We start from the raw sequence: 24,244 nt of genomic DNA, 5'->3' as shown, positions 1-24,244 counted from the left end.
GGGGGCTAGGGACGATCGCATCTGTTAAAGGCCTAAGTCCTAAAGCTGCAAGACATTGATAATATTAGCTGAAGTAGCGGAGAAAAACATGGTTGCGATCGCCCCCACAGACACAGAAATCATCATCATCGGCAGCGGAATTGGCGGCTTGACTTGCGCTGCAATGCTCGCCCGCTATGGCTTTGACGTTGTGGTTTGCGAAAGCCATTCGATCGCGGGCGGGGCCGCACACGGTTTTGAACGCGACGGATTTAGGTTCGACTCCGGGCCATCCCTGTACTCAGGATTATCCTACAGCCCGTCTGCCAATCCGCTGCGGCAAGTATTGGATGCGATCGGCGAAAAACTCCCCTGCATCACCTACGATACCTGGGGTTGCTGTTTGCCAGAAGGCGATTTCGACACATCCGTCGGTGCGAGTCAATTTGGCGAAGTGCTCGCACAACTGCGCGGCGCCGAAGCAGTCGCCGAATGGCAGCAACTCCAGCGCATCATGGAACCCTACGCCAAAGCTGCCATAGCCTTGCCCTCCCTGGCTTTGCGCTTCGATTTGGGCGCTATTTTTACCCTCGGTCAATTTGCGCCGGCTTTCCTGCAAAGTGCTGGCGACGCGATCGCACTTGCAGGCCCTTTCAGCAAAATAATGGACAAAAATGTCAAAGATCCCTTTGTACGAAATTGGCTGAATTTGTTGTGTTTCCTGCTGTCTGGACTTCCCGCCGACGGAACGATCGCAGCCGAAGTCGCATTCATGTTCGCCGACTGGTATCGCCCCAATGCAGTTTTGGACTATCCGATCGGCGGTAGTGCAGCTTTGGTAAATGCCCTGGTACGCGGTTTAGAGCGCCACGGAGGGCAGTTGCTCCTAAATTCCCACGTTGCAGAAGTTTTGGTGGAAAACAACCGGGCTGCGGGCGTGCGGCTGCGATCGGGCAAAATTATTCGATCGCACAAAGCCGTCGTCTCCAACGCATCCGTTTGGGATACCCTGAAACTGTTGCCTGAAACCTCAGTCCCGCAAAGGTTTCGGCAACAGCGGCAGGCGACGCCCGAGTGCGACAGCTTCATGCACCTGCATCTGGGAATTGATGCTGCCGGAGTGCGATCGGACTTGGCTTGTCACTACATCTTCGTCAAAGACTGGGAAATAGGCGTTTCTGCCCCTCAGAACGTCGTTCTCGTCTCGATTCCCTCCCTCCTCGACCCCGACCTCGCGCCTCCGGGAAAGCACGTCATTCACGCATATACGCCCGGAAACGAGCCTTACGATTTGTGGCAAAAGCTCGTGAAGCGTAGCTATCCCGTAGGGAATCGCAGCAGCCAAGAGTACAAGCGGCAAAAACAAGCGCGCGCCGAGGTAATGTGGGAAGCCTTAGAGAGAATTATCCCCGATATTCGATCGCGCTGCGAAGTCACCTTAGTTGGGACACCCCTCACCCACGAACGGTTTTTGCGCCGCCATCGCGGTTCCTACGGGCCCGGAATTCGGGCGGGCAGCGGCTTGTTTCCCGGCCCGACAACGCCTTTAGCGGGGCTGTTTTGCTGCGGAGATTCGACGTTTCCGGGAATTGGTTTGCCCGCTGTGGCTGCTAGCGGTGCGATCGCGGCCAATACGATCGCACCTTTGTACAAACATTTGGAATTGATTCGGGAAGTTATTAGTTAGTTGTTATATCGATTCCGGTTGCACCCTCGGTGCTTGTTGACTGTTGACTGTTGACTGTTGACTGTTAACTGTTAACTGTTAACTGTTAACTGTTAACTGTTAACTGTTGACTGTTGACTGATTTGATATCATTTCGATCCAGCCGGAATTGATATTATTAGACATCTCCCATAATTATTGTGAAACAGGCATCCTGCCTGTTCAAAACCTGCTTTTTAGGAAATGTTTATTAGTTATTTGTTATATCAAATCCGCCCTTCATCGTCCTGTATTCATCTCTCTGTTCTCTGTTCTCTGACTCTGCGTTCTCTGCGGTTAAATCATTCCAATGCAACCGTAATTGATATTATTTGTTAACGGAATTATGGAAGCGCTTTCATAGCGAAGGACGCGAAGCAAGAGTAAACAATAATTGTATATACAGCAGTTCTCAATCTTGGTGAGGTATGCCCTATGCCCGATGCCCTATGCCCTATGCCCTATCCCCGCTTATCCAGCGTCCACCTCATGTTACAGAGAAAGGCTATAGTTAGTAAAATGTGACCGATATCTGTCAGCATAGAAATAGATAGTTCGATCGCAAAGAGGCCACCGTGCAACCCGTAGACTTTACAACTTTAACCGCAGCTTGCAGCGAACTGCGAGCCCAATGGCTGCCAGCGCGCTTAGAACAAGTCTACCAGCGCGATCGATTTACCGTGTCCCTAGCCCTCCGCACCATGAAAGGGCGCGGCTGGATTGACCTTTCCTGGCATCCAGTGGCCGCCCGCATCTGCGTCGGCGACCCCCCGCCCCGCATTCCCGACACCTTCACCTTCAGCGAACAACTGCGGCACCAACTCAGCGGTTTAGCCTTAGTTTCCATCGCCCCCGTTTCACCCTGGGAAAGAGTCATCGACTTGCAATTCGCCAAACGCCCCGGAGAACCAGCCCTCTGGCACCTGTACGCCGAAATCATGGGCAAGTACAGCAACGTCATCCTCACCGCCCAAGACAACCTCGTTGTCACCTGCGCCCACCAAGTCAGCGCCAAACAGTCCACCGTCCGTCCCATCCAAACCGGGCAACCCTACGAAATGCCCCCGTCTTTGACCGATGCAGTGCCGAGTTTGAGTGAATCTCAAAACCGCTGGCAATCACGAATTAGCCTGGTTCCTGGGCAATTAAAGGGCAATATGTTGAAGAATTACCGAGGGATGAGTAAAGCCTTAGTTTTGTCAATGATTCGATCGGCTTCTTTAGACCCCGAACAATCCACCGACAGCCTCAATCCCGACCAATGGCAGCAACTATTCCAGCGCTGGCTATACTGGCTGCAATGCCTAGAAAACTCCAAATTTCACCCAAGTTTTACCCCCGAAGGTTACACCGTCATCGATTGGCCGACACCAGAAAATCACAATGTAGGGGCGGTGCCCCCGTGCCCGCCCTCTGATTCTTCCTTCTCTTCGGTTCAAGAAATACTTAACAGCTACTACACAGGCGAAATCAATCAAGAAGTATTTGCCCAACTGCGGCATCAGCTTACCCAAAAACTCAACACCGTCCTGGCAAAACTGCGCCTAAAAGCCAACACATTTAAAGAACGCTTGCAGCAATCAGCAGACGCCGACACCCACAAATCCCAAGCCGACTTGCTGATGGCAAATTTGCAGCATTGGGAACCAGGAATGAAATCAATTTCTCTCCCAGACTTTGAAACCGAGGAACCCGTTGCTATTCCCCTAAACCCGGAAAAAAATGCAGTTCAAAACGCTCAAGCAATCTACAAAAAACACCAAAAACTTAAAAGAGCCCGCATTGCAGTAGAACCTTTGTTAGCAGCCGTACAGGAAGAAATCGACTATTTAGAACAAGTTGAAGTCGCACTTTCAGTATTGGAAACCTACCGCAACACCCAAGATTTGCAAACCCTCGCCGAAATCCGCGAAGAACTGATCCAGCAAAAATACCTAGACGTACCAGATTACCGCAGTACCGACAAAAATGCTGCGATCGAATTTCACCGCTACCAAACCCCCAGCGGCTTTGAATTATTAATCGGGCGCAACAACCGCCAAAATGACCAACTCACTTTTCGCACCGCCAACGACTACGACTTGTGGTTCCACACCCTAGAGATTCCCGGAAGTCACGCTTTGCTGCGTCTCAAACCCGGTACTGTGGCTGAAGAAACCGATTTGCAATTTGCCGCCGACATGACTGCTTACTACAGTCGCGCCCGCCACAGCGAACAAGTCCCCGTGGTTTATACAGAACCGAAATATGTATACAAGCCGAAAGGTGCTAAACCTGGTATGGTTGTATACAAGCAGGAGCGAATTGTCTGGGGCAGACCGCAGCAAGCTCCGGCTTGATTTATACAAAGTGCGTAAAATGACTGAGGGGCGTTTTTAGGCAAAATAACAGGTTTGGTAGCCAGAAACCCACACAAAAACCGGGCTTTTGAAGCCCTGCTACTTTATACAAAGTAAGAAAAAGTGCGATACCCCTAACAATTAATATTCCACTGTAATGTAAAGTCTTGTTACAAACAATTAAATTTTGTTGTTAAAATACCACTTAAGAGAGATGATATTTGTTTGAGAACCATTTGCAAAGAAACGTGCAACTTGGATTTCCTCACTGTGAGAAAAACACTGTGGGAACACAACGGATTTAACTATTTGTGCAGACCAGCTTTAGCTAAAGCTGGTCGTTTTTGTTGAAACATTAAACCCAAGCTCGGACAATTTTAGATTGGCGATTTTAGATTTTAGATGAAAACTGCCAATCTAAAATCTAAAATCTAAAATCTAAAATCTAAAATCCCCAAGTGCTGCTCCTAGAAAGTAAACGTCGTTCTAACAACCCCAATCACCAAATCAGAATTATTCTTATTGTGGTCGGGAGCAGTCAGCCAAATCAGACCAGGAGTGATAGCAATATTATCGCTCAACTTAAACTGATAAAAACCTTCAACGTGCAGCGAAGTATCCTTATCTTCCGGCAAAGTCCGATTAGTAGAACTCGTCACCCGCGGCTCCATACCTACCACAATCCCCGCCACATTTCCTTCTTTCAACAAATCGGGAAAAGCCAAAGTAACGGCCCAGTTCCAGATTTTTTGATCGCCCCGCTGCACAGAACCCGTAGGAGTAGCCAAGTTGGATAAAATGCGCTGGTTGGTGTAACCCGCCCAACCGCCAATTGCAAATCTCCGGTTCAACTGCCACGAAGCTTGCGCGCCGTAGGAATTGCTAGAAACTGGCAGAGTGCTATCGCTGTCGAACCCAAAGGAACCTAGACGCGCCGGGAAATTAGAAGCATTGCTGCCGGTACCGGTGACGAAGTTGTAGGAGTTAACGTAAGTTAAACCTAAAGCCATGCTCTCGCTCGGTTTGAAAGTCAACTGAGCCAAACCGCCGTAAGAGCCGTTGAACAAACCATTTCCCCGCGTCGGGCTCGCGGCGTTGCCGGCCAAATATCCCAAACTCAGCTCCAGTTTTTCCCCAAACTGATGCCGCAGAGCGATGCCAGAACCACCAGTCAAATAGTAAATCGGGTTGCGAGTACCGAAGTTAGAAAGAGCGCCGTAGCTGCCGTCTCCGTCAAAGTAAGGGTTGACAGTGTTAGCAAAATCATCAGCAGCGCCTGCGTTGGCTTCGAGAATTACAGTCGTGCTTTTGCCTAGAGGGAATTGGTAAAGCAGCGCATCTAAACCTACAGTATTGCTAGCCTCAGCAAAAGGCCCCGCATTAAACCGCAATTCCCCTTCAGCGGTTTTGGTATTATTAGTAGAAAAAGAACCCAAATTTAAAACTTGCAATCGAGTTCTCAGCAAATCTTCTCCAGAAAAACTCGTGTCGAAATTGATCCGAACCCTGCTGCCAAAAGCCGTGGCTTTATCAGCTTCGCGGCCCTCGGCATCCTCTCCCCCGGCGATACCCGCCAAACCAAATATGACTTCGCCGTTGAGTTTAGTCGTAGTTGAAAACTGATTTGCTTCTAATTCAGAGGCGCGCGCTTCCAAAGCATCGACGCGGCCGCGCAAAGTTGCCAATTCCGCCGCAAATTCTTCTTGCAACCTTTGCACAGAAGCCAAATCTTCTCGCGTCGCCAGATTTCTGGAACCGCCTTGAATCAGCTCGCTAACTTTATCCAAACACGCATTTAAACCTGCTGCAAACTCGTAGCGAGTCATCGCCCGGTTGCCGCGAAAAGTGCCGTCAGGATAGCCAGCTATGCACCCGTAGCGCTCTACTAGAGACTGCAAAGCTTGGAACGCCCAATCTGTGGGTCGAACGTCGGAAAGTTGCGACACAGATGTTACTTGGCCGGCCGCATCTTCACTGCTACTGTCTTCGGCGCTGTATTGGTTGATTTGTTCTAAAACATTCGACTGTGCTTGAGGTTTGGCACTTGGATCAGTCGATTGCGAAATCTGATCGGGCTGTGCGGCGGATTTTTCTGCGTTTAAATTAGGCAGTGGTGCGGGGGGTTGCGTTTCGCTTAAGTTGGCGGGCGCTACGGCGGGAATTTGCTCCGCGACAGGTTGTTCGGGACTTAAATTTGCGGGCGCGACTGCGGGTTTGGTTTCGCCTAAATCTGCTGCTGCAACTTCCGGTGTTTTTGCTTGTTCGGCAACTGGGGCGATGGGATCGTTAGCGTTAGCGAAGCGATCCGAAGGAAAGCCCTCGTAGAGGTTCGCACTTTCTTTCTCAATAGTTTCAACAGTCAAGTTGCTATCTAGTGACACTGATTCGGCTGTCTCAGGCTTTGCTGTCTCAGACTTGGCTGCCTCGGTTGCAGCACCTGCTAATTGCAATTTATCAGCTTGAGCTGCGGTGGCAATTTCTACAGGTTGCTCTGCTAGCGCCGTCGAAGATACGACTAAACTTCCTGCCAATACAGCGGGACTAACTAAAAGTCCCTTCCACAAAAATTTGGACATTTTTTCCTCACACCACATTACGCTCGATCGCCCGTTCCGAAGATTTAGGCGCTCGCAAATCACCCTTAGTATTCCGCCTAATAGTATTTCTTGTCAACAATCGGGGAAATCACTGCCGGAGAGTGCAGTTTGGCTGTGGCTGATTTGACAAAAACTCCGTTTATTCCCAAAATCCTTGGTTTGAGCTAAATACCTACATAGAAACCTGGTTGATGGCGGGATATTGCGTAAGTTATCCCTCAGTAAGACTAATATTGACAGCACTGGCGCTAACAAATCGTTTGATCGGCTACAAATACAAGTGAAAAAACTCAAATACGCCCTAGTTCATGAATGGTTGACGCCCTTAGCTACTGGCGGTTCAGAACTGGTAGTGCAGGAAATCCTCAAACACGTAGACGAGGCAGATGTCTATGCCCTCATCGACTTTGAATCAGCCAATCCCGAAAGCTATCTTTTCGGCCTACAGATTGGCACAACATTTTTGCAGCACTTTCCCGGAGCCCGCAGCGGTGTCCAAAAATATCTGCCATTTCTGCCGATCGCGATCGAACAACTAGATCTGCGAGAATACGACATCATCCTCTCATCATCCCATGCCGTCGCCAAAGGCATCCTCACCAGTCCCCAGCAACTGCACGTCTGCTACTGCCACACACCCATGCGCTACGCTTGGGACTTAACTTTTGACTATTTGCGTAGCAGCAAAGCCGGACGGGGCATCCAGGGTCTGCTGACGCGATATTTGTTGCATCGACTGCGGCAGTGGGACGTAATTGCCGCCAATCGTGTTGATTATTTCATCGCTAACTCTCAACACACTGCGCGCCGGATTTGGCGGTGCTATCGGCGGCGGGCCCAGGTGATTTATCCGCCGGTAAATATCGAGCGATTTTCCTTGATGCGGCAAAAACAAGACTTTTACGTCACAGTTTGTCGGTTGGTAAGTTACAAAAACGTAAGTGCGATCGTCCAAGCATTCAATCAACTCGGGCATACTCTCATTGTCATCGGCACCGGGCCAGAATTAGAAATGATTCGGCAAATCGCCAAACCCAACGTGCAAGTGATCGGCTGGCAGCCCGCCTCCATAGTGGAAAAGTACATGGCAGAGGCGAAAGCCTTTGTCTATGCAGCTTGCGAAGATTTTGGTATAGCTTTGGTAGAGGCTCAAGCTTGCGGAACACCGGTAATTTCCTATGCAGCAGGGGGCGCTTTGGAGACAGTCCTCGACATTCGCCAACACCCAGAGACAGGGACTGGTTTATTCTTTTCCTCCCAAACCGCAGCAGCATTAGTCGAGGCTGTCGAGGAATTTGAGCAGTTGCAAGGCAAATTTGAGCCAGAAATCTGCAGGTTGCGCGCTGAACAGTTTGCCTCCGAAGTTTTTGGGCAGCGCTATCTAGCTTTTGTGGAACGCTGCTATCAGGAATTTCACTCCCGTGATTTTACTGAGTCTGAGGCTTGAGAGTGCCAGAGCCCCATAGCGGGACAATCTTCCTTCTGCCTTTGTATAAGTGCCTTCAGAAGGCCTCTGGATAGGTGCCTGATGCCTTCTTCCTTCTGCCGCCAGAAGCCCTTTTCCTTCTTCCTTCTGCCTTTTGAAGCCTTCTGAAGGCAGAAAATTGAGTATTGGAAACATAATTCAGAGAACAAAGCGTCTTGAGGCTTTATGATCAGGACTGTGTGTGGTGTGAAGTGAAGGAGTAAGATGACTGCCGACAGCCAACTAATCTCCGGCAAGGTAATTCGAGCGATCGCAAGACGCGGTTTTGGGTCTGTCCTGCAAGGAGATAGACGCATAAGTCGTTCTCTACAGAGCCTCGACGGAGAACTTTTCAAGCGGTTATTCGACATCCTGTTTTCCTTATCGGTTCTGATCCTGTTTGCTCCGGTTTACCTGCTTTTGGCTTTCTTAATCGCCTTAAGCTCGCCCGGTCCTATTTTTTACGTACAGGAACGAGTAGGCAAAAACCGTAAAAGGTTTTATTGCCTTAAATTCAGAACGATGGTGGAAAATGCGGACGATATATTGCTGGAAATCATGGAAAATTCTCCGCATTTGCGTCAAGAGTTTGAGGACAATTTCAAGCTGAAACAAGACCCTCGAATTACCTGGATTGGAAGATTTTTACGAATGACCAGTTTAGACGAGTTTCCCCAGTTTTGGAATGTTTTAAAAGGAGATATGAGCGTCGTCGGACCGAGACCTTTAGTTGAAGAAGAACTGCCGAGATACGGCCGTCACATCAACAAAATTCTCACCATAAGACCTGGAATTACAGGCTTGTGGCAAGTGTCTGGTCGCAACGACATTCCCTATCCTCGCCGAGTCCAAATCGACCTCTATTACGCAAATGACAAAAACCTTTGGATGGATATGTGGATTCTTTTCAAAACAATTGGAGTTGTGATTTTTCCCAAAAATAACGGCGCATATTAATTTTTGTCCGCAGTCAGCAATCAGTAGTTAGTTTTATTTGTTACTGGCCACTGATGCTGACTACTGACAGCAAGCGACAAACTCTTTGTCAAAACTAAACAGTTCCTTGATGCCGATCGGAGAATTGTGAGTTACCGTAGAGTTTGAGAATACGGCCGGCAGCGAGCAACAGCCTCTGCCAAAAAATTTATTGTGAATTAACACAGCCTGTCAAAGGAAAATCAGATGACGCAACGCAAGCGAGCGCTAATAACAGGTATTACAGGTCAAGACGGCTCCTACTTGAGCGAATTACTGTTAGAAAAAGGATATGAAGTTCACGGCATTATCCGGCGCAGTTCTAGTTTCAATACCGATCGAATTGACCACATCTATGTCGATCCTCACAACGAGGGTGCGCGCCTGTTTCTACACTACGGCGACTTGACGGACGGCACCACTCTCCGCCGGATATTGGAAGAAGTCCAGCCGGTAGAAATTTATAACTTAGGCGCTCAATCTCACGTTCGAGTCAGTTTTGACTCGCCGGAATATACGGTTGACGCAGTAGGAATGGGAGTATTGCGGCTGCTAGAAGCAATTCGGGACTATCAGCACCGCACCGGCATAGAAGTGCGGTTCTATCAAGCAGGTTCTTCGGAAATGTTTGGTTTGGTGCAGGAAGTTCCGCAAAAGGAAACAACTCCTTTTTATCCCAGAAGTCCTTACGCCTGCGCCAAAGTTTACGGGCACTGGCAAACAATAAATTATCGCGAATCTTACGGACTTTTTGCCTGCAACGGCATCTTGTTCAATCACGAATCTCCCCGCCGTGGCGAAACTTTTGTAACTCGCAAAATTACTCGCGCCGTTGCCAGAATAGTCGCCGGCAAGCAGAAAAAGATTTTCTTGGGCAATCTCGATTCCAAGCGGGACTGGGGCTATGCTAAAGACTACGTGCGGGCGATGTGGCTGATGCTCCAACAAGACAAGCCTGACGATTATGTCATTGCTACTAACGAGACCCATTCCATTAAGGAATTTCTCGATTTAGCTTTTACTTACGTCAATTTAGATTGGCAAAAATATGTGGAGTTTGACGAACGCTACTTGCGTCCTGCAGAAGTCGAACTGTTGATTGGTGATTCGACTAAGGCACGCCAGCAGTTAAATTGGGAACCTTCTGTAACTTTTCAGGAGTTAGTACATTTAATGGTAGATGCTGACATAAAAGCTCTCGATCAGCAAGCTAGAGGTTCTGGCAACGGATTTGATTGAGCCGAAAAAGTAGGTCGTCACTGCGAACAATTTGTAGGGGTAGTACCCCGCTATGCCCCCATTCGCCAAAGGCGCGCACCGGGGAAATTGCCCCTACACGCCGTTCACAAACGATCGGAGGATTGTTACAACTATTAGCGCGATCGGTATTCAAAGAACCAGCTTAATTGCTGACCAAATTTTGGGATGTGCGGGCCAACAAAAACATTAAAAAGATAGTTGAGGACTCGCAGCCCATAAATCTAACTTTAGGGTGTGGACGGATCGGATTGTCCCTATCTGCGGCAGTTAAAACCGATTTGTTGCTAAGCGTCTGCAGTGGCTGAAAGCTTTTTTTGGCTAAAGCAAGTATTTTAGAATTGAAATTGTCGATCGACCTTTATTCAAAATCCCGAGGCTAAAATTATGACCAGCTTGGATTTAACCAACAAACGCATTCTAGTCACGGGCGGCGCCGGTTTCTTGGGCCGTCAGGTAATCGACCAGTTAGTGAAAGCAGGGGCCGATGCTGATAAAATTTCGGTGAGTCGATCGCGCGAGTGCGACCTCCGTGTCATGGAAAACTGCAAGCGCGCCGCCGACCAACAAAATATCATCATTCACCTCGCCGCCCACGTCGGCGGCATCGGTTTAAACCTAGTCAAACCCGCTGAATTATTTTACGACAATTTGATGATGGGCGCGCAACTAATCCACGCCGCCTATGAAGCAGGAGTCGAAAAATTTGTCTGCGTCGGCACCATTTGCGCTTATCCCAATTTAACCCCAGTTCCTTTCAAAGAAGACGACCTGTGGAACGGCTATCCAGAGGTAACTAACGCACCTTACGGAATTGCCAAAAAAGCCTTATTAGTGCAACTGCAATCCTACCGCCAGCAATACGGATTCAATGGTATCTACTTGCTACCAGTAAATCTGTACGGCCCGGAAGATAACTTTGACCCGAAAAGTTCCCACGTCATCCCCGCATTAATTCGCAAAGTCTACGAAGCCCAAGAAAGGGGAGACAAAACACTGCCAGTTTGGGGCGACGGCAGCCCTAGCCGCGAGTTTTTGTATTCCACAGATGCCGCCCGAGGAATTGTGATGGCAACGCAAGATTACAGTGAATCTGACCCGGTTAATTTGGGAACGAATAGCGAAGTTAAAATTCGCGATTTAGTGGAAACCATTTGCGAATTGATGGGATTTGAGGGTGAAATTGTTTGGGAAACAGACAAACCGAACGGTCAGCCGCGCCGCTGTTTGGATACCCAAAGGGCTAAGGAAAAGTTTGGTTTTGTTGCGGAGGTGAAGTTTAAGGAAGGATTGAGAAATACGATTGATTGGTATCGAAAACACGCAGTTTGAGTGTGAAAAACCCGGTTTCTTCAAGAAACCGGGTTTTTTTAGGAAAGATGGTGAATGGAAGTAAATCAGCAGAAAGAACTTGTTAGTAAAGCTGGCTCTCCCTTACTTGGTGTACCAAACGATTAGTTTAAGTAGTTAAAACTCAAGCTATGTATGAATCGAAGGAAAAAATGCCTCCAAATTAACTCAAGTAAGACCGGAAACCCTTGCGGTGTAAAAAATTATGCCATTAATTTTCGATAAATTAACACACTAAGTACGGAAGACGCGGCATATTTAGCCTTTCATACCGTAAATCAGCAACGCCGAATAAGAATGGAAGGGCGGGTTTTACAAACAATCTGTGGGTAAGACCAACAATATAGTAAACCCGCCCCCACTCCGGGCGGTAAATCGCAATTGCTTTCGATCGATAAAAAAGCCGATCGCAACTTATGCCAATCTGCGTTTTGGGCGATCGACTACCTCTAAAGGAATATTCAAAAAAACATTTTTCACAAGTTATTAAAATTTATTATACTACTGGTCAGGTGCAGAGCGTAAATATTCTCTCACTCCCTATACAAAATAAAGCCTGACCGAAAACAATTTGGTCGCCAGCCCCGCGATTCATTCCTTTGCAGGCTGACTGATTGAGTAAACTTTTCAATTCTAAAATCTAAAATCTAAAATCAAATGACCCCCGACAAACCCGGCTTCAGCATTAGCGCGACCGCCATTCGTCGCCACATCGGCACCCTCATGCTGACACTTGCTATTATAATCGTGGGCTTTTTCTACATCACCCAACTGCCTGTTGACTTGCTACCATCCATCACCTATCCCCGCATCGGCGTGCGCTTAGACGCCCCCGGAGTCTCCCCAGAAGTAGCAATAGACGAAGTTACCCGCCCACTCGAACAAGGACTTTCCGCCACTGAAGGCGTTATCCAAGTTTTCTCCCGGACTCGCGAAGGACAAGTCAGCGTCGATTTATTCTTCAAACCCGGGGGCAACATCGACCAGGCCCTCAACGACGCCACCGCCGCTGTCAACCGCATCCGCAACCGACTTCCCGATACAGTTGAATCGCCCACTCTCTTCAAAGTTGACCCTTCCCAGCAGCCGATTTACGAATTTGCCCTCACTTCCGACTCCTTGCAAGGAGTTGATTTGCGCGTATTTGCAGACGAAGAATTATCCAGAGAACTAAACGTAATTCCTGGAATAGCAGCAATTGACGTTGCCGGCGGCGTGCAAGAAGAAATTCAAGTAAATATTGACTTAAATCGCTTGCAATCTTTAGGTGTCAGTATTTCCGATGTTTTATCAGCGCTGGAATCCCGCAACCTCGACACTTCCGGCGGGCGGCTGCGGCAAGAAGCTGCGGAACCTTTAACCCGCACTGTGGGGCGGTTTCGGAATGCAAAAGAAATTCAGGAAATTTCGTTTCAAGCATCGGGTTCTAATCCGCCCAGACGAGTGTTTTTGCGCGATTTTGCTCAGGTAATTGACGGTACAGAAGAAGAACGAGTTAAAGTATTTCTCAATCAGAAATCCGCCGTAAAAATTAGCATTCAAAAGCAGCCGGACGCGAATACAATCTCAGTTGTAGATGGCATCAAAAAGCGGCTAGAAGAATTAAAAGCATCCGGGGCAATTCCCGAAGGCACGACTATCGTCAATACCTTCGACGAGTCTAAGTTCATCCGCGATTCTATTAGCAACGTCCTATTTTCTGGTTTAACCGGGGCTGTTTTAGCGGGGGCATCTGTATTGCTGTTCCTCGCTTCCCTTCGCCAAACTTTGATTATTGTCGTGGCAATTCCCCTCGCAACTTTAATGGCGATTATCCTGATGGGAGTTTTTGGCCTATCTCTGAACGTTTTCAGTTTGGGCGGTTTGGCGCTGGGTGTGGGAATTGTGGTCGATAACTCGATCGTGATGCTGGAGAATATTGTCGAAGGAACCAGCAATAAAAACACTGCAAACGGTCAGCGTTTAAGTAACAAGCAATTGATGCAGCAAGCAGAAAAAAGCAGCCAAGAATTAGAATCTGCTTTATTTGCTTCTACCATCACTAACTTAGTTGCTGTACTGCCATTTTTGCTAATAGGCGGCTTAGTTGCCTTACTTTTCAACGAATTAATTCTCACCATCACCTTTTCCGTCGCCGCCTCTCTGATTGTCGGATTGACAGTTGTACCGATGATGGCTTCTCGGCTGCTAGCGCTGCGGGTATCCAGCGGTTTGAGCAACTTTTGGCCGCTGCGCGCATTCGATCGAGCTTTTACTAATGCTACCGCCGGCTACGGTAAATTTTTATCGGGAGTAGTGCGCTGGCGGTTGATTATCATTGCAGTAGCGATTATTGGATTGGGCGGTGGCAGTTGGCTAATGGCTGGTCAAATCCCCCAGGAAATATTGCCCAGAATTAATACCGGTCAAGCGAGATTGTTTGCTTTGTTTCCTGCCGGCACAAATTTGGCAACCAACCAAAAAATCATGGCAGAAGCGGATAAAATTATCCTCAGCCAACCAGAAACTCAATACACTTTGACGACAGTGGGCGGGCTGTTGTTCGGCAACAATACGGTTGAGAATGTGCTGCGCGGTGGCTGCAACATTACGCTGAAACCTGGCACTAATACATTGGATTTTGTGCAGCGAGTTACGAAAGAATTGAATAAAAAAATTGATTTGCCCAAAAATACTCGTTTGCGCCTGAATCCAGAAAACGTGCGGGGTTTGGTTTTAACTAATTCGCCAGTGCGCGGCGCGGAAGTTGATGTCCTGCTTCAGGGCGAAAACGAACAAATATTGCAGCAAGCCGGCCGCGAGATATTGGCAACTTTGGATCAGAAGGTAAATTTAGCTACTTTTCGCCCGGATGCAGACCCGCAGCAAACGGAAGTGCAGATTCGCCCCAACTGGGAACAAGCAGAAATCTACGGGTTGAATGCGAGGCAAATTGGAGAGGCGATTCAGACAGCAATTCAAGGTTCTGTTCCTACGCAATTGCAGCGGGGAAACCGTTTGGTTGATGTGCGGGTACAATTCGATCGCGCTGCTGTTCAATCGATTTCCGCACTAAAATTTATCCCTTTAACTGCTAGGGATAACAGCATTATCCGCTTGAGCGATGTGGCGAATATTGAACTGGGAAAAGCGCCTGGGGAAATTCAAAGGCTTAACCAGCGCCAAGTTTTCATGATTGCTGGGAATGTTAATAAGGGCGCGAGTTTGGGCGATGCTTTGAAACAAGTGGATGCAGTTTTGTCGGAAATCAAATTGCCGCAGGGAGTGCGAGTTATACCGAGTTCTGCGGCTGAAACTAACCGGGAATTGCAAAGTTCGCTGATTGTTTTGGGTTCTTTGGCGGCGTTTTTGGTATTTGTGGTGATGGCGGTGCAGTACAATTCGCTTGTCGATCCGCTGGTGATTATGTTAACGGTGCCGCTGGCTTTGGCTGGGGGGATTTTCGGGTTGTATGCGACTAAAACTCCGATCGGCGCAACGGTGATTGTGGGGGCGATTTTGCTGGTGGGAATTGTGGTAAATAATGCGATTATTATGGTGGAGTTGGCGAACCAAATTCTGGAAGACGAAAAGGTCGATCGCACAACAGCAATTCTCAGGGCGGCACCTCAGCGCTTGCGTCCGATTTTGATGACAACTATTACCACAGTTTTGGGTTTATTTCCCCTAGCTTTGGGCATTGGAGACGGTTCGGAATTCTTGCAACCGCTGGGTGTGGTGGTGTTTTCCGGTTTGTCGCTGGCGACTATGCTGACGCTGTTTATTATTCCGTGTTTCTATATTTTGCTGCACGATTTCTTCGGAATATTTGCAGCGAAGAAGAAGCCGCAGGCGGTGGCTATTCCCGTGCAGAAGGTGGGGAGAAAGACTCCGAATTTGTAAAATGTAGCGTCAGCAAATACGCACTTTTCCCACAATCCGACAGGGAATGAATTCCCTGCCTCATAGCGAAAGTCGGTTAAAAACCGACTGCTGATTGTGAGGGAAAGCCTTATCGATTTCAGTCCTCTTTCAGAGGACTTTTGCTATGAGACAGGGAATTCATTCCCTGTCGGACTGTCGGACTTACCAAAAATATCGGTGCTGCATTTGATGTTAAGCTGACGCAGCGTAATAAAATCAGCCAGTAAGGTGAATTTGACATTAGAAATTGTTTATACTACACTATATACTACACAACCTAACTGGCAAAACAAACTTAAACAAAAATGCCCTACGAAAAATTAGACATATCAGCCCCAAAACCAGTATTATCTTGGGCCAATCACGCCCTAGGCGAAAAAGAAACCAAGATGACCGCAAACGTAGCATCTTTGCCCTTTGTATTCAAACACGTCGCACTAATGCCCGACGTACATTTAGGAAAAGGTGCTTTAGTCGGTTCAGTAATTGCCACAAAAGAAGCGATTATTCCCGCTGCTGTGGGCGTGGATATTGGCTGCGGGATGGCTGCGATTAAAATGCCATTCAAGGCTGAAAAATTAGAAGGCAAACTCAAACAAATTCGCCTCGATATCGAAGCTGCAATTCCTGTCGGATTTTCCGAAAACAAGGAAGTAGAAAAAACTGTCACTAACTGGCAAGGATGGGGAGAATTTAAAGAACTTCATCAAGGTGTGCAGTATCAAAACAATAAAGCCTTAAAACAAATGGGTTCCCTCGGCGGTGGCAATCATTTTATTGAGGTTTGCGTTGATACTGAAAACTTTGTTTGGCTGATGCTGCATTCCGGTTCTCGCGGTATTGGAAATTTGCTCGCACAGCAGCACATCGAGACTGCTAAAGATTTAGCTAAACTGGCAGAAATTAATCTGGCTGACAAAGATTTGGCTTATTTTGTAGCGGGTACGCGGGAGTTTGCTGCTTACTGGCACGATTTGCAGTGGGCGCAAGATTATGCTCGTTTTAATCGCGATGTGATGATGAATCGGTTTAAGCGAATTGTGGAAAAGCACGTCGCGGGTGGCAAATCTGTTAAGCCGTTATTAGAGGTGAATTGCCACCACAATTACGCGGAAAAAGAGGTGCATTTTGGCGAAGATGTGTATGTGACTCGCAAGGGTGCTGTGCGCGCGGATGTAGAGGATTACGGAATTATTCCGGGTTCGATGGGGGCGAAATCTTTCATTGTTAAAGGGAAGGGAAATGCTGAAAGTTACTGTAGTTGCAGTCACGGTGCGGGGCGGTTGATGTCTCGAAATCAAGCGAAGAATGTATTTACTCTCGATGATTTGGTGCGGCAGACTGAGGGGGTTGAGTGCCGCAAAGATGAGCAATTTTTAGATGAAATTCCGGGGGCTTATAAGCCGATTGATGAGGTGATGAGTCAGCAGTCGGATTTGGTGGAAGTTGTGGCGACTTTGAAGCAGGTGGTTTGTGTCAAGGGTTGACAGAAACTGGTTTATTTGTACTTCACTTACCTGGAAAGTGCTTTATGGGAAGAAGGGGGAAATTGAGCTTAACTCGATTTCCCCCCTCTTGACAAACGCTTTGTTTTCTGAAGCTTTTCTCTAACACACCATTTGTCTCGACTCAATTTCTAGCAAGCGCAGCAGTGTTTCATCGCCCTTGGCCTTGGCTGCTTCCTTTCTACGATCGAGAATATTGCAAAGATTCGCCCGGTGCACTTGCGCCACTTCCATAACTGTTGGGTAAGATTTAACCGCCCCAGGGGCGTTAGCTGCTGCGACATCCCGATCGCCAGCTTGAGCATCTCGCTTTTTGGTATAGTTTGGGCCGCCGTATTTTCTGGGGTTGGGAATGTGTCTCGGATACCGATAGTTCCAGTTTTGCCCCCGGTATTTGCCCGCGACTTCCCCTTCGACCATATCAACTGTCGGAATGTCGTACTCGTAGTTTGAACCGCGATAAGTGAGTTTCATATTTTTTGATCCTTATATTTATGGAGATAAAAAGGGCAGTCAGGTCAGGGTTGGTTTTCTTGGCTAAAACTTTTTTAGTTTCTGTATTCAATTATACGGTTTTTTGAGATGAATCCGCTTTATTTACAAAAATTAATATTTGGAGGGGGGAGACGGCAAGAAAAAACCCGCCGCAGCGGGTTTAATCCAGTTTTTGACTAATTCGAGCAGCACCCGGAGCGAAACTGCTTCGCTTGGGAAGAACTAGCCGACTGTCACCTGATCGGTTTGCACGTTTGTGGCACCTTCTTCCGCAGAGGCGATCGCCACCAACTTGTCGAGAATTTCCTGACTCGGAACTTGACCTTTGAGAACAACGGTGCTGCTGAGCTGAGCCACATAAACAGTCTCGATATCAGCAACTTCTGCATCGGCGTCAAAAGCTAAAGCAACCCGCTTCGCTAAGCCGCTTTCGTCAAAATTTCCGTCTGGGCCGACTTTCGCAGGAGCGATGGATTGCGCTTGTGCTGCTTGCTGTACTACTTGTGCCATCGGTTCAGCCTGGGGTGCAGGCTTTTCGAGTCCGAACAGTCTTTTAAACCAACCCATAGTAGTTGAGTCTCCTGAAAATACACTTTTTACACAATAGCTCTAGAAGTCCAAAAGACTTGTAATTGTTGCAAAACTCAGTGAAATTTCTCACAATGTTTTCCGGCAGACTTTTACAATCTCAAATTTACCCTGATATCTAGATGTTGATTTGGCTATTTTATGTATATGACGATCGCTACGCCTTGGATTGCAGACCAGTAGTCGAAATAGTTCCCACTTTTACCTTGAACAAACTGCACAGCGCGCCGGATTACATTCCCGGTTTGTTTAACTACCCAGGACATCTTGTGCTGGTCATCGAAGTGCGATCGCTGATACAGGGACTTTGCCCTGCGCTTAATTGGGGGTAGTCCTGCATATACGCTGTAAATCTAATTCTTAACTTTTTATATCATTTCCGGTTACACTCATACATGATGTTGACGGTTGACGGTTGACTGTTCACGGCGTCAACAGTGAACAGTGAACAGTCAACTCGAATTTACTATTCCGATGCTAACGGATTTGATATTAGATAATATTGTTCTGCTTCCGACCAATTCAGTTTAAGCAAGGAATCATCTCCCCATGTCAGCTTGAGACTCGGCTTAAAGGCTGTCACCCCTAAAGCGCTAATAATTTGCGCTGCGACAGCTTTCGCCAGTAGCGGTGGTACAGAATTTCCGACTTGGCGAAAACCGTGCCATTTTGTGACGTGAAATCTAAACCAGTCAGGATAAGAATGCAGTCGCGCAGCTTCTCTGACTGTAATGCACCGAGAGGCGATCGGGTGAATCGGTCTCGGCGAAGTATAAGCCCCCCTCGCCCTGTCGGTTCCTGCCCTGAGAGTGTTGCAAACTCCCTGGGGGTGAAGCTTGTAAAAACGGCTGATCGGCTCTTTTTCCCCGTGTTTGGCTGCATGAAACCTTTCCATACATTCCTGAGAATGTTTAGTTCGCAAACTACAAGAGAGGATTTGTCGATCGTACTCGCGATCGTAGGAATAATCATCATCCAAACCATCAATTCCGCGCATTATACTCGCATAATTGCTGCACTTTCCGTACTCCGCCATCACCCAATCTCGGTGCAGCAACTCGCTGTAGTTTTCCACCTCCGGCAAATCTCCAATCGCATCCCAAACTGTCGGGACAGCAGGTAAATTAATTTTTTTATAGCGTTTAGGAATTTTAATTTTCGGCAGTATAGTAGTTTGCTGAGGGTATTTTGGTAGCTCATAACCTTCTTTGCACCCAATCAAAAACAATCGTTTGCGAGCTTGCGGCACTCCATAGTTAACAGCGTTGAGAACTTGATAATTTTCTTCTACTTTATAGCCCCGTTTCAGAAAAGAGCTAATTAAAACATTCAGGAGTTCTTTGTGTTCTCCTGATGCAATTCCCGGCACATTTTCCATTACAAAAAACTTGGGCTTTAGCTCCAAAACTAAGCGCTGAAAGTGAAAAATTAGAGAATTTCGTGGGTCATCCACATCGCGCTTGCCCATCATCGAGAATCCTTGACAGGGCGAACCGCTGATTACTACGTCAATCTCGCGCCGCCCGATCGCCGATTTTTTCCGAATTTCTGAGCCCGTAAGCTGTGTGACATCTTTGCACAGAATAGAACACAGCGGGAAATTAAACTCGTGTGTGGCGCAGTGAATAGGGTCAATTTCGACTGATGCAAGTACATCAAAACCTGCTTGTTCAAAGCCCAGAGTCATGCCGCCCGCGCCTGCAAATAAATCAACAGCGATCGGTCGCTTTTTCCGATTGCTTGGCATAACATTTCAATAAAAAAGTTGCTTTAATAGAACTTAAGGAAATCAACCGCGTTTCTGGTAATAAATCGTGGGTTTGTCTACGATCCAGCCACAAAGGAACCGGGTTTATACATAACCTTTCAATACGAAAAATGCTTTAATAAGCTGTATTTAATTTGACATTTTTCATTATTTCCGCAGCGGCCCGATCGCACACACCCACATCTCCGAGACTTTCGCGCATTTCCCGATAACCCGCCAAAGTTTGCTGGCGTCGATCGGCATTTTGCAGCAATTCCAGTGCATGGTTCACTATATTTTCCGCAGTCGCCTCGTCTTGCAGCAACTCCGGGACGATCGGCTTCATTTGCACCAAATTGGGCGGAGACATAAAAGGAATCGAAAATTTCAGCACATGGCGAAAAATCCAAGCCGTAATTGGACTGACGCGATAGAGGACAACTTGCGGAACATCCAGCAAAGCCAACTCCAGATTAACAGTACCAGATTTAGTAATCGCCAGATCGGCAGCGGCCAAGATTTCCAGAGTTTGATTTTCTAACAAAGTAGCCCGCAAACCGTAATTCTCGATCGCCTGTTCGATTTTGCTGCGAAAAGCTTTATTAGCAAGCGGAATCCAAAAATGAACTTCCGGCAATTTAGCTTGAATAATTTGAGCTGCCTCAAATATAACCGGCATCAGGTACTTGAGTTCTTGGTGTCTGGAAGCGGGAATTAGGGCGATCGACACCTGTTCCGGCACAATTCCCAAAGTTTTGCGGGCAACTTCCCGGCTGGGCGCAGATTGCATTCTATCCACCAAAGGATGACCGACCCAACTCACTTGGGCTCCTTTTTTTTGATAATAACTAGCTTCCTCTGGGAAAATTGCCAAAAGTTGGTCGCAAATACTGACAATCAGATCAGTATTGCGAGGAGAAATCGACCAAACCCATTCTTGAGGTGCGATGTACCAAACCACGGGCAAATCAGGCAAACAGCGACGGATATAGCTGCCAATACCGAGATTAGGAGTCAAATAATCAATCAATACAACAGCATCCGGGCGGAAGTTTTTGAGATATTGTTTAGCTTTTTGCTGAACTTTGATTGTGGGCCAAATGTACGGCACTGATTCTATAAGGCCCATAGAACCAATGCCCAAAGTATCACCTAAAATCGTAGCACCCGCTTCCGCCATACGAGGGCCGCCCAATCCGGTTATTTCTAACTCCAAACCAGCGGCGACAGCGTAACGTTTTAAGGCTGCAACTAACAAAGCTCCTTGCAAATCGCCCGAAACCTCACCAGTGCTGATAAAAATTTTCATATTTTGAATTTATACAGGTGAGATGTTTGCTAATAACTCGGTAACAGCATCATATTGATCGGGCATATTAGCACAGCGTAGCAGTAATTCTAAGTCCAGATCGGGAATGAATGTACTCCGGGCCATCTCCTGATAATTTTCACCTGTTAAGTAATAGATAGATAACTGACTATTTTGCCAAAACCAGACTTCCCGAACGCCCAATCTTTTGTAGAATTGTAGAGTATTTATCCCGCCACTGGTAATTACCACTTCAATAGCAATATCTGGGACTATTTTTTGCGTTCCTATATCATAAGAATCATCTGGCTCTTTTCTACCGCCTAATTCTCTGTTACCTAGAGTCGGGCCGCCCTTGCCGTAAAATCGAATCCCATTTGCTCTCATATATGCCTCTAGCAGCATACAGAGAGTTTTCTTGATTATTTCGTGTTCGGGCGAGACAGTTATAATTTGCAGTTTTTTATCGAGATAGAAAAACTTCACACCTCTGACATCTTTAAAAGCTGCTTCTATCGCTTCAAATTGCTCCCAACTAACATCTGAGAACCTGATGCAGCCATCTTGTTCTGTTTCAGGGGATGTAGATTTGACTGAAGTATATACTTTCATCGGGCAACAGTCGCTTAGTTCATAGGTTTATTCTACCTCATTTACTTTTTGCCAGGAATCAAACCGCGCCGCCCTTTGGTTATAGACTGCTGCACAAATCTCTGCAGGTGCTGCAAGTGGGGATTTTCCGGCAACAAATCCAACTGTTCCAAAGCTCGATCGAGAGTGTAGCCAGAACGGTATAAAATACGAAAAGTTTTCTTCAAAACCAGCAAATCTTCTGCGGTAAAACCAGCGCGTTCGAGGCCTATTTTGTTGATTGCTCGCACTCTCGAAGGATTTCCCTCGACTAGCATATAAGGAGGCACATCTCGATCGATCCTGCTCAAGCCGCCCACCATAGACAAGCGGCCGATGTGGACAAACTGATGAACGCCCAAAACACCGCTCAAGCGGGCTTGAGACTCGATTTTAACGTGTCCGGCTAAGGCTACAGCATTGGCGATAATTACTCGATCGGCGATCGCGCAATTGTGTCCCACATGAACATAAGCCATCAATAGATTATGATTGCCAATTGTCGTGCTTTCTCCGGCTCCTGTAGCGCGGTTGATTGTCACGTATTCCCGAATCAGATTGTTGTCGCCAATTTTCACCCTAGTCAGAGAACCCTCGTATTTCAAATCTTGAGGTTCCAAACCAATCGCCGCACCGGGAAAAATTTGATTGCGAGCGCCTATTTCTGTTAGCCCGTCAATAATTGCATGAGCGCCAATCTTAGTCTCCGGCCCGATTTTCACTCTTTCCCCAATTACAGCATAAGCTCCCACTTCTACAGTCGGGTGAAGTTCAGCGCGGGGATGAATCACAGCAGTTGGGTGAATCAAAGTAAGCATTTTTCAGTTGTCAGTTGTCAGTTGGCTGTTGTCCGTTGTCTGTTGACTGTTGGCTGTTGTCTGTTGGCTGTTCTTAGTTATAAATTACCAATTACCCGTTACCAATTCCCCAATTTAATCTACCATCGAAAACGTCAATTCTCCTTCACAAACTTTTTGTCCGTCTACTTCAGCCAGAGCCTGCATTTTTGCGAAGCGGCGGCGTTTTACCCACAGCAATTCTACAGTCATCAGCAACTGATCGCCCGGTACAACCTGACGACGGAACTTGACTTGATCAATTCCGGTAAACATCCACAATCCTTGCTTGATGTCGGGCAACTGAGCCAGAACAATACCGCCAACTTGAGCCATCGCTTCGACAATTAATACTCCAGGCATAATCGGTCGTCCGGGGAAATGCCCTTGAAAATGCGGTTCGTTGAAAGTCACATTTTTAATTCCTACAGCCTTCTCGGACGGCACGTAATCAACAATCTTGTCAACCAGTGCAAAAGGATAGCGATGAGGCAATAATTTCTGAACTTCTTCGAGAGTAAAAGTAGATTTAACCGCTGGAGAATCTTCACCGTTTTTGGTGGAGACGGATTCAGAATTAGCAGTATTGAGGGTGTTAACTTCAGTCAGCGTAGACATTGCTTGAAGACTTTTGAGTGTGGTATGGCAGAAGGAAGAAGGAAGAAGGAAGAAGGAAGATGCAATCTTCACAGATCACCTGTTTTTTCCTAACTTTTCTCTAGCGTAGCTAGAGCTTCCGCTTTCAGGACTTGGGCAAGTTGGACGTGCAGGTTGTGACTGGCTTTGTAAGCCAAGTAGTGAGCTTTTGGCCAAGTTCCGAGCAGACTGAGGTCGCCTGCTAGGTCTAGGATTTTATGGCGCACCGGTTCGTTTGCAAATCTCAAAGGCGGGTTGAGCCAACCGGATCGATCGCAAACTAGGGCGTTCTCTAGGGTACCACCTTTGATCAAACCTGCTTGTCGCAATTGGTCAACTTGGCGAGCAAGTCCAAAAGTGCGGGCTGGGGCGATCGCGCTAGCAAAACTTTCTGCCTCTGGCGACCAACTGTACCATTGATTGCCGATCGCCTGTTCCTCAAAATCAATTCCGTAACTAAATCGAGTTTCGGCTGAGGGTAAAGCCGCTGCAAAAGCATCCCCGTGGCGCACCCAAATTGGCTGTTCTAGGACGAAGGAGGAAGTGGGGTATTGCTTCGATTCTTGAGGAACTAAGCCGGTATGGGCGATCGCCTCTACCCAAACCAGAGCCGAACCGTCCAGCAGCGGCACTTCCGGCCCATCTACCTCTATTCGAGCATTATCCGCTCCCATCCCCGCCAAAGCCGCTAATAGATGCTCTACAGTGCGAATTTGAGCATCGATACCTGCCAGTTCAGTTGAAAGTGCAGTCTGAGAAACCGCCTCAATTTTTGCAGGAATTCTCGGAGCACCAGGCAAGTCAATTCTGACAAAATAGCGGCCTTCCCCAACCTCCGCAGGCAAAACTCGGACGCGAGTTTGTGTGCCGCTATGCAAACCGATTCCCGACAGTTCAAATTCAGATTTGAGGGTGTGAATAGTCATTT

Annotated in this window: 20 protein-coding genes; 10 read left to right on the top strand and 10 right to left on the bottom strand. The window is 47.4% G+C overall.

From position 1 onward, the window contains the following. The first annotated feature begins 88 nt into the window (after positions 1-88). Positions 89-1,666: an NAD(P)/FAD-dependent oxidoreductase gene (locus QUA36_RS18265; protein ID WP_333458645.1), complete on the top strand. Its 1,578-nt coding sequence runs from the start codon at positions 89-91 to the stop codon at positions 1,664-1,666. Positions 1,667-2,259: 593 nt separating this feature from the next. Then, positions 2,260-4,023: an NFACT RNA binding domain-containing protein gene (locus tag QUA36_RS18260; protein WP_333458628.1), complete on the top strand. Its 1,764-nt coding sequence runs from the start codon at positions 2,260-2,262 to the stop codon at positions 4,021-4,023. Between the two features lie 467 nt (positions 4,024-4,490). On the opposite strand, the gene QUA36_RS18255 is transcribed toward QUA36_RS18260, so the two are convergent. Next, on the bottom strand, positions 4,491-6,599 hold the full coding sequence (locus QUA36_RS18255) for an iron uptake porin (RefSeq protein ID WP_333458627.1): 2,109 nt from the start codon (positions 6,597-6,599) through the stop codon (positions 4,491-4,493). A gap of 301 nt (positions 6,600-6,900) precedes the next feature. On the opposite strand from QUA36_RS18255, the gene QUA36_RS18250 reads away from it, so the two are divergent. From QUA36_RS18250 to QUA36_RS18225, 6 genes are all read left to right on the top strand, one after another. Then, entirely contained in the window at positions 6,901-8,067 is a 1,167-nt protein-coding gene (locus tag QUA36_RS18250; RefSeq protein ID WP_333458626.1) for a glycosyltransferase, read from the top strand. Positions 8,068-8,310: 243 nt separating this feature from the next. Then, positions 8,311-9,042, top strand: a complete 732-nt coding sequence (locus QUA36_RS18245; protein WP_333163497.1) for a sugar transferase — start codon at positions 8,311-8,313, stop codon at positions 9,040-9,042. Between the two features lie 225 nt (positions 9,043-9,267). Beyond that, complete coding sequence (gmd, locus tag QUA36_RS18240; RefSeq protein WP_333163499.1) at positions 9,268-10,299, top strand: GDP-mannose 4,6-dehydratase; 1,032 nt, start codon at positions 9,268-9,270, stop codon at positions 10,297-10,299. 52 nt (positions 10,300-10,351) lie between these two features. Then, positions 10,352-10,510 (top strand): hypothetical protein, encoded by a 159-nt coding sequence (locus QUA36_RS18235; RefSeq protein ID WP_333458625.1) that lies wholly within the window; start codon positions 10,352-10,354, stop codon positions 10,508-10,510. 194 nt (positions 10,511-10,704) lie between these two features. Continuing rightward, positions 10,705-11,649 (top strand): GDP-L-fucose synthase, encoded by a 945-nt coding sequence (locus QUA36_RS18230; RefSeq protein ID WP_333458624.1) that lies wholly within the window; start codon positions 10,705-10,707, stop codon positions 11,647-11,649. 675 nt (positions 11,650-12,324) lie between these two features. Continuing rightward, the gene (locus QUA36_RS18225) at positions 12,325-15,549 is read left to right on the top strand and encodes an efflux RND transporter permease subunit (protein ID WP_333458623.1); all 3,225 of its coding nucleotides are present in this window, start codon (positions 12,325-12,327) and stop codon (positions 15,547-15,549) included. Between the two features lie 118 nt (positions 15,550-15,667). Here the strand turns inward: QUA36_RS18225 and QUA36_RS18220 are convergent, their stop codons facing one another. After that, complete coding sequence (locus QUA36_RS18220; RefSeq protein WP_333458622.1) at positions 15,668-15,811, bottom strand: hypothetical protein; 144 nt, start codon at positions 15,809-15,811, stop codon at positions 15,668-15,670. 64 nt (positions 15,812-15,875) lie between these two features. On the opposite strand from QUA36_RS18220, the gene QUA36_RS18215 reads away from it, so the two are divergent. Continuing rightward, positions 15,876-17,057 carry an RtcB family protein gene (locus tag QUA36_RS18215; RefSeq protein WP_333458621.1) on the top strand — a complete coding sequence of 394 codons (1,182 nt, stop codon included), beginning with the start codon at positions 15,876-15,878 and terminating at the stop codon, positions 17,055-17,057. A 120-nt stretch (positions 17,058-17,177) separates the two neighbouring features. Here the strand turns inward: QUA36_RS18215 and QUA36_RS18210 are convergent, their stop codons facing one another. Together QUA36_RS18210 and QUA36_RS18205 are read right to left on the bottom strand one after the other, a co-directional pair. Further along, complete coding sequence (locus QUA36_RS18210) at positions 17,178-17,549, bottom strand: DUF4278 domain-containing protein (RefSeq protein WP_333163507.1); 372 nt, start codon at positions 17,547-17,549, stop codon at positions 17,178-17,180. A gap of 243 nt (positions 17,550-17,792) precedes the next feature. After that, the gene (locus QUA36_RS18205) at positions 17,793-18,137 is read right to left on the bottom strand and encodes a BON domain-containing protein (RefSeq protein WP_333082559.1); all 345 of its coding nucleotides are present in this window, start codon (positions 18,135-18,137) and stop codon (positions 17,793-17,795) included. 143 nt (positions 18,138-18,280) lie between these two features. Here QUA36_RS18205 and QUA36_RS18200 point away from each other — a divergent pair, with 143 nt between their 5' ends. Next, complete coding sequence (locus QUA36_RS18200; RefSeq protein ID WP_333458620.1) at positions 18,281-18,490, top strand: chemotaxis protein CheW; 210 nt, start codon at positions 18,281-18,283, stop codon at positions 18,488-18,490. Between the two features lie 134 nt (positions 18,491-18,624). Here QUA36_RS18200 and QUA36_RS18195 read toward each other — a convergent pair whose 3' ends face one another. From QUA36_RS18195 to lpxC, 6 genes are all read right to left on the bottom strand, one after another. Next, positions 18,625-19,905, bottom strand: coding sequence for a DNA cytosine methyltransferase (locus QUA36_RS18195; protein WP_333458619.1), 1,281 nt, complete (start codon positions 19,903-19,905; stop codon positions 18,625-18,627). Positions 19,906-20,041: 136 nt separating this feature from the next. Continuing rightward, positions 20,042-21,214 (bottom strand): lipid-A-disaccharide synthase, encoded by a 1,173-nt coding sequence (gene lpxB / locus QUA36_RS18190; RefSeq protein WP_333458618.1) that lies wholly within the window; start codon positions 21,212-21,214, stop codon positions 20,042-20,044. A gap of 9 nt (positions 21,215-21,223) precedes the next feature. Then, positions 21,224-21,826: a Uma2 family endonuclease gene (locus QUA36_RS18185; protein ID WP_333458617.1), complete on the bottom strand. Its 603-nt coding sequence runs from the start codon at positions 21,824-21,826 to the stop codon at positions 21,224-21,226. A gap of 41 nt (positions 21,827-21,867) precedes the next feature. Further along, entirely contained in the window at positions 21,868-22,662 is a 795-nt protein-coding gene (gene lpxA, locus QUA36_RS18180; protein ID WP_333291913.1) for an acyl-ACP--UDP-N-acetylglucosamine O-acyltransferase, read from the bottom strand. Between the two features lie 114 nt (positions 22,663-22,776). Then, positions 22,777-23,298, bottom strand: coding sequence for a 3-hydroxyacyl-ACP dehydratase FabZ (gene fabZ, locus QUA36_RS18175; protein WP_333163518.1), 522 nt, complete (start codon positions 23,296-23,298; stop codon positions 22,777-22,779). A gap of 89 nt (positions 23,299-23,387) precedes the next feature. Next, entirely contained in the window at positions 23,388-24,242 is an 855-nt protein-coding gene (gene lpxC, locus QUA36_RS18170) for a UDP-3-O-acyl-N-acetylglucosamine deacetylase (RefSeq protein WP_333458616.1), read from the bottom strand. Positions 24,243-24,244 lie beyond the last annotated feature (2 nt).

The organism is Microcoleus sp. Pol10D4 (genome assembly GCF_036701555.1).
Classification (GTDB): Bacteria; Cyanobacteriota; Cyanobacteriia; order Cyanobacteriales; family Microcoleaceae; genus Microcoleus.
This window is presented reverse-complemented; position numbering and strand designations above follow the sequence as displayed.

Coding starts and splice junctions, on each gene's coding strand:
- QUA36_RS18265 (WP_333458645.1), top strand. CDS start 89: ATGGTTGCGATCGCCCCCACAGACACAGAAATCATCATCATCGGCAGC.
- QUA36_RS18255 (WP_333458627.1), bottom strand. CDS start 6,599: ATGTCCAAATTTTTGTGGAAGGGACTTTTAGTTAGTCCCGCTGTATTG.
- QUA36_RS18245 (WP_333163497.1), top strand. CDS start 8,311: ATGACTGCCGACAGCCAACTAATCTCCGGCAAGGTAATTCGAGCGATC.
- gmd (WP_333163499.1), top strand. CDS start 9,268: ATGACGCAACGCAAGCGAGCGCTAATAACAGGTATTACAGGTCAAGAC.
- QUA36_RS18235 (WP_333458625.1), top strand. CDS start 10,352: ATGCCCCCATTCGCCAAAGGCGCGCACCGGGGAAATTGCCCCTACACG.
- QUA36_RS18230 (WP_333458624.1), top strand. CDS start 10,705: ATGACCAGCTTGGATTTAACCAACAAACGCATTCTAGTCACGGGCGGC.
- QUA36_RS18225 (WP_333458623.1), top strand. CDS start 12,325: ATGACCCCCGACAAACCCGGCTTCAGCATTAGCGCGACCGCCATTCGT.
- QUA36_RS18220 (WP_333458622.1), bottom strand. CDS start 15,811: ATGTCAAATTCACCTTACTGGCTGATTTTATTACGCTGCGTCAGCTTA.
- QUA36_RS18215 (WP_333458621.1), top strand. CDS start 15,876: ATGCCCTACGAAAAATTAGACATATCAGCCCCAAAACCAGTATTATCT.
- QUA36_RS18210 (WP_333163507.1), bottom strand. CDS start 17,549: ATGAAACTCACTTATCGCGGTTCAAACTACGAGTACGACATTCCGACA.
- QUA36_RS18205 (WP_333082559.1), bottom strand. CDS start 18,137: ATGGGTTGGTTTAAAAGACTGTTCGGACTCGAAAAGCCTGCACCCCAG.
- QUA36_RS18200 (WP_333458620.1), top strand. CDS start 18,281: ATGTTGATTTGGCTATTTTATGTATATGACGATCGCTACGCCTTGGAT.
- QUA36_RS18195 (WP_333458619.1), bottom strand. CDS start 19,905: ATGCCAAGCAATCGGAAAAAGCGACCGATCGCTGTTGATTTATTTGCA.
- lpxB (WP_333458618.1), bottom strand. CDS start 21,214: ATGAAAATTTTTATCAGCACTGGTGAGGTTTCGGGCGATTTGCAAGGA.
- QUA36_RS18185 (WP_333458617.1), bottom strand. CDS start 21,826: ATGAAAGTATATACTTCAGTCAAATCTACATCCCCTGAAACAGAACAA.
- lpxA (WP_333291913.1), bottom strand. CDS start 22,662: ATGCTTACTTTGATTCACCCAACTGCTGTGATTCATCCCCGCGCTGAA.
- fabZ (WP_333163518.1), bottom strand. CDS start 23,298: ATGTCTACGCTGACTGAAGTTAACACCCTCAATACTGCTAATTCTGAA.
- lpxC (WP_333458616.1), bottom strand. CDS start 24,242: ATGACTATTCACACCCTCAAATCTGAATTTGAACTGTCGGGAATCGGT.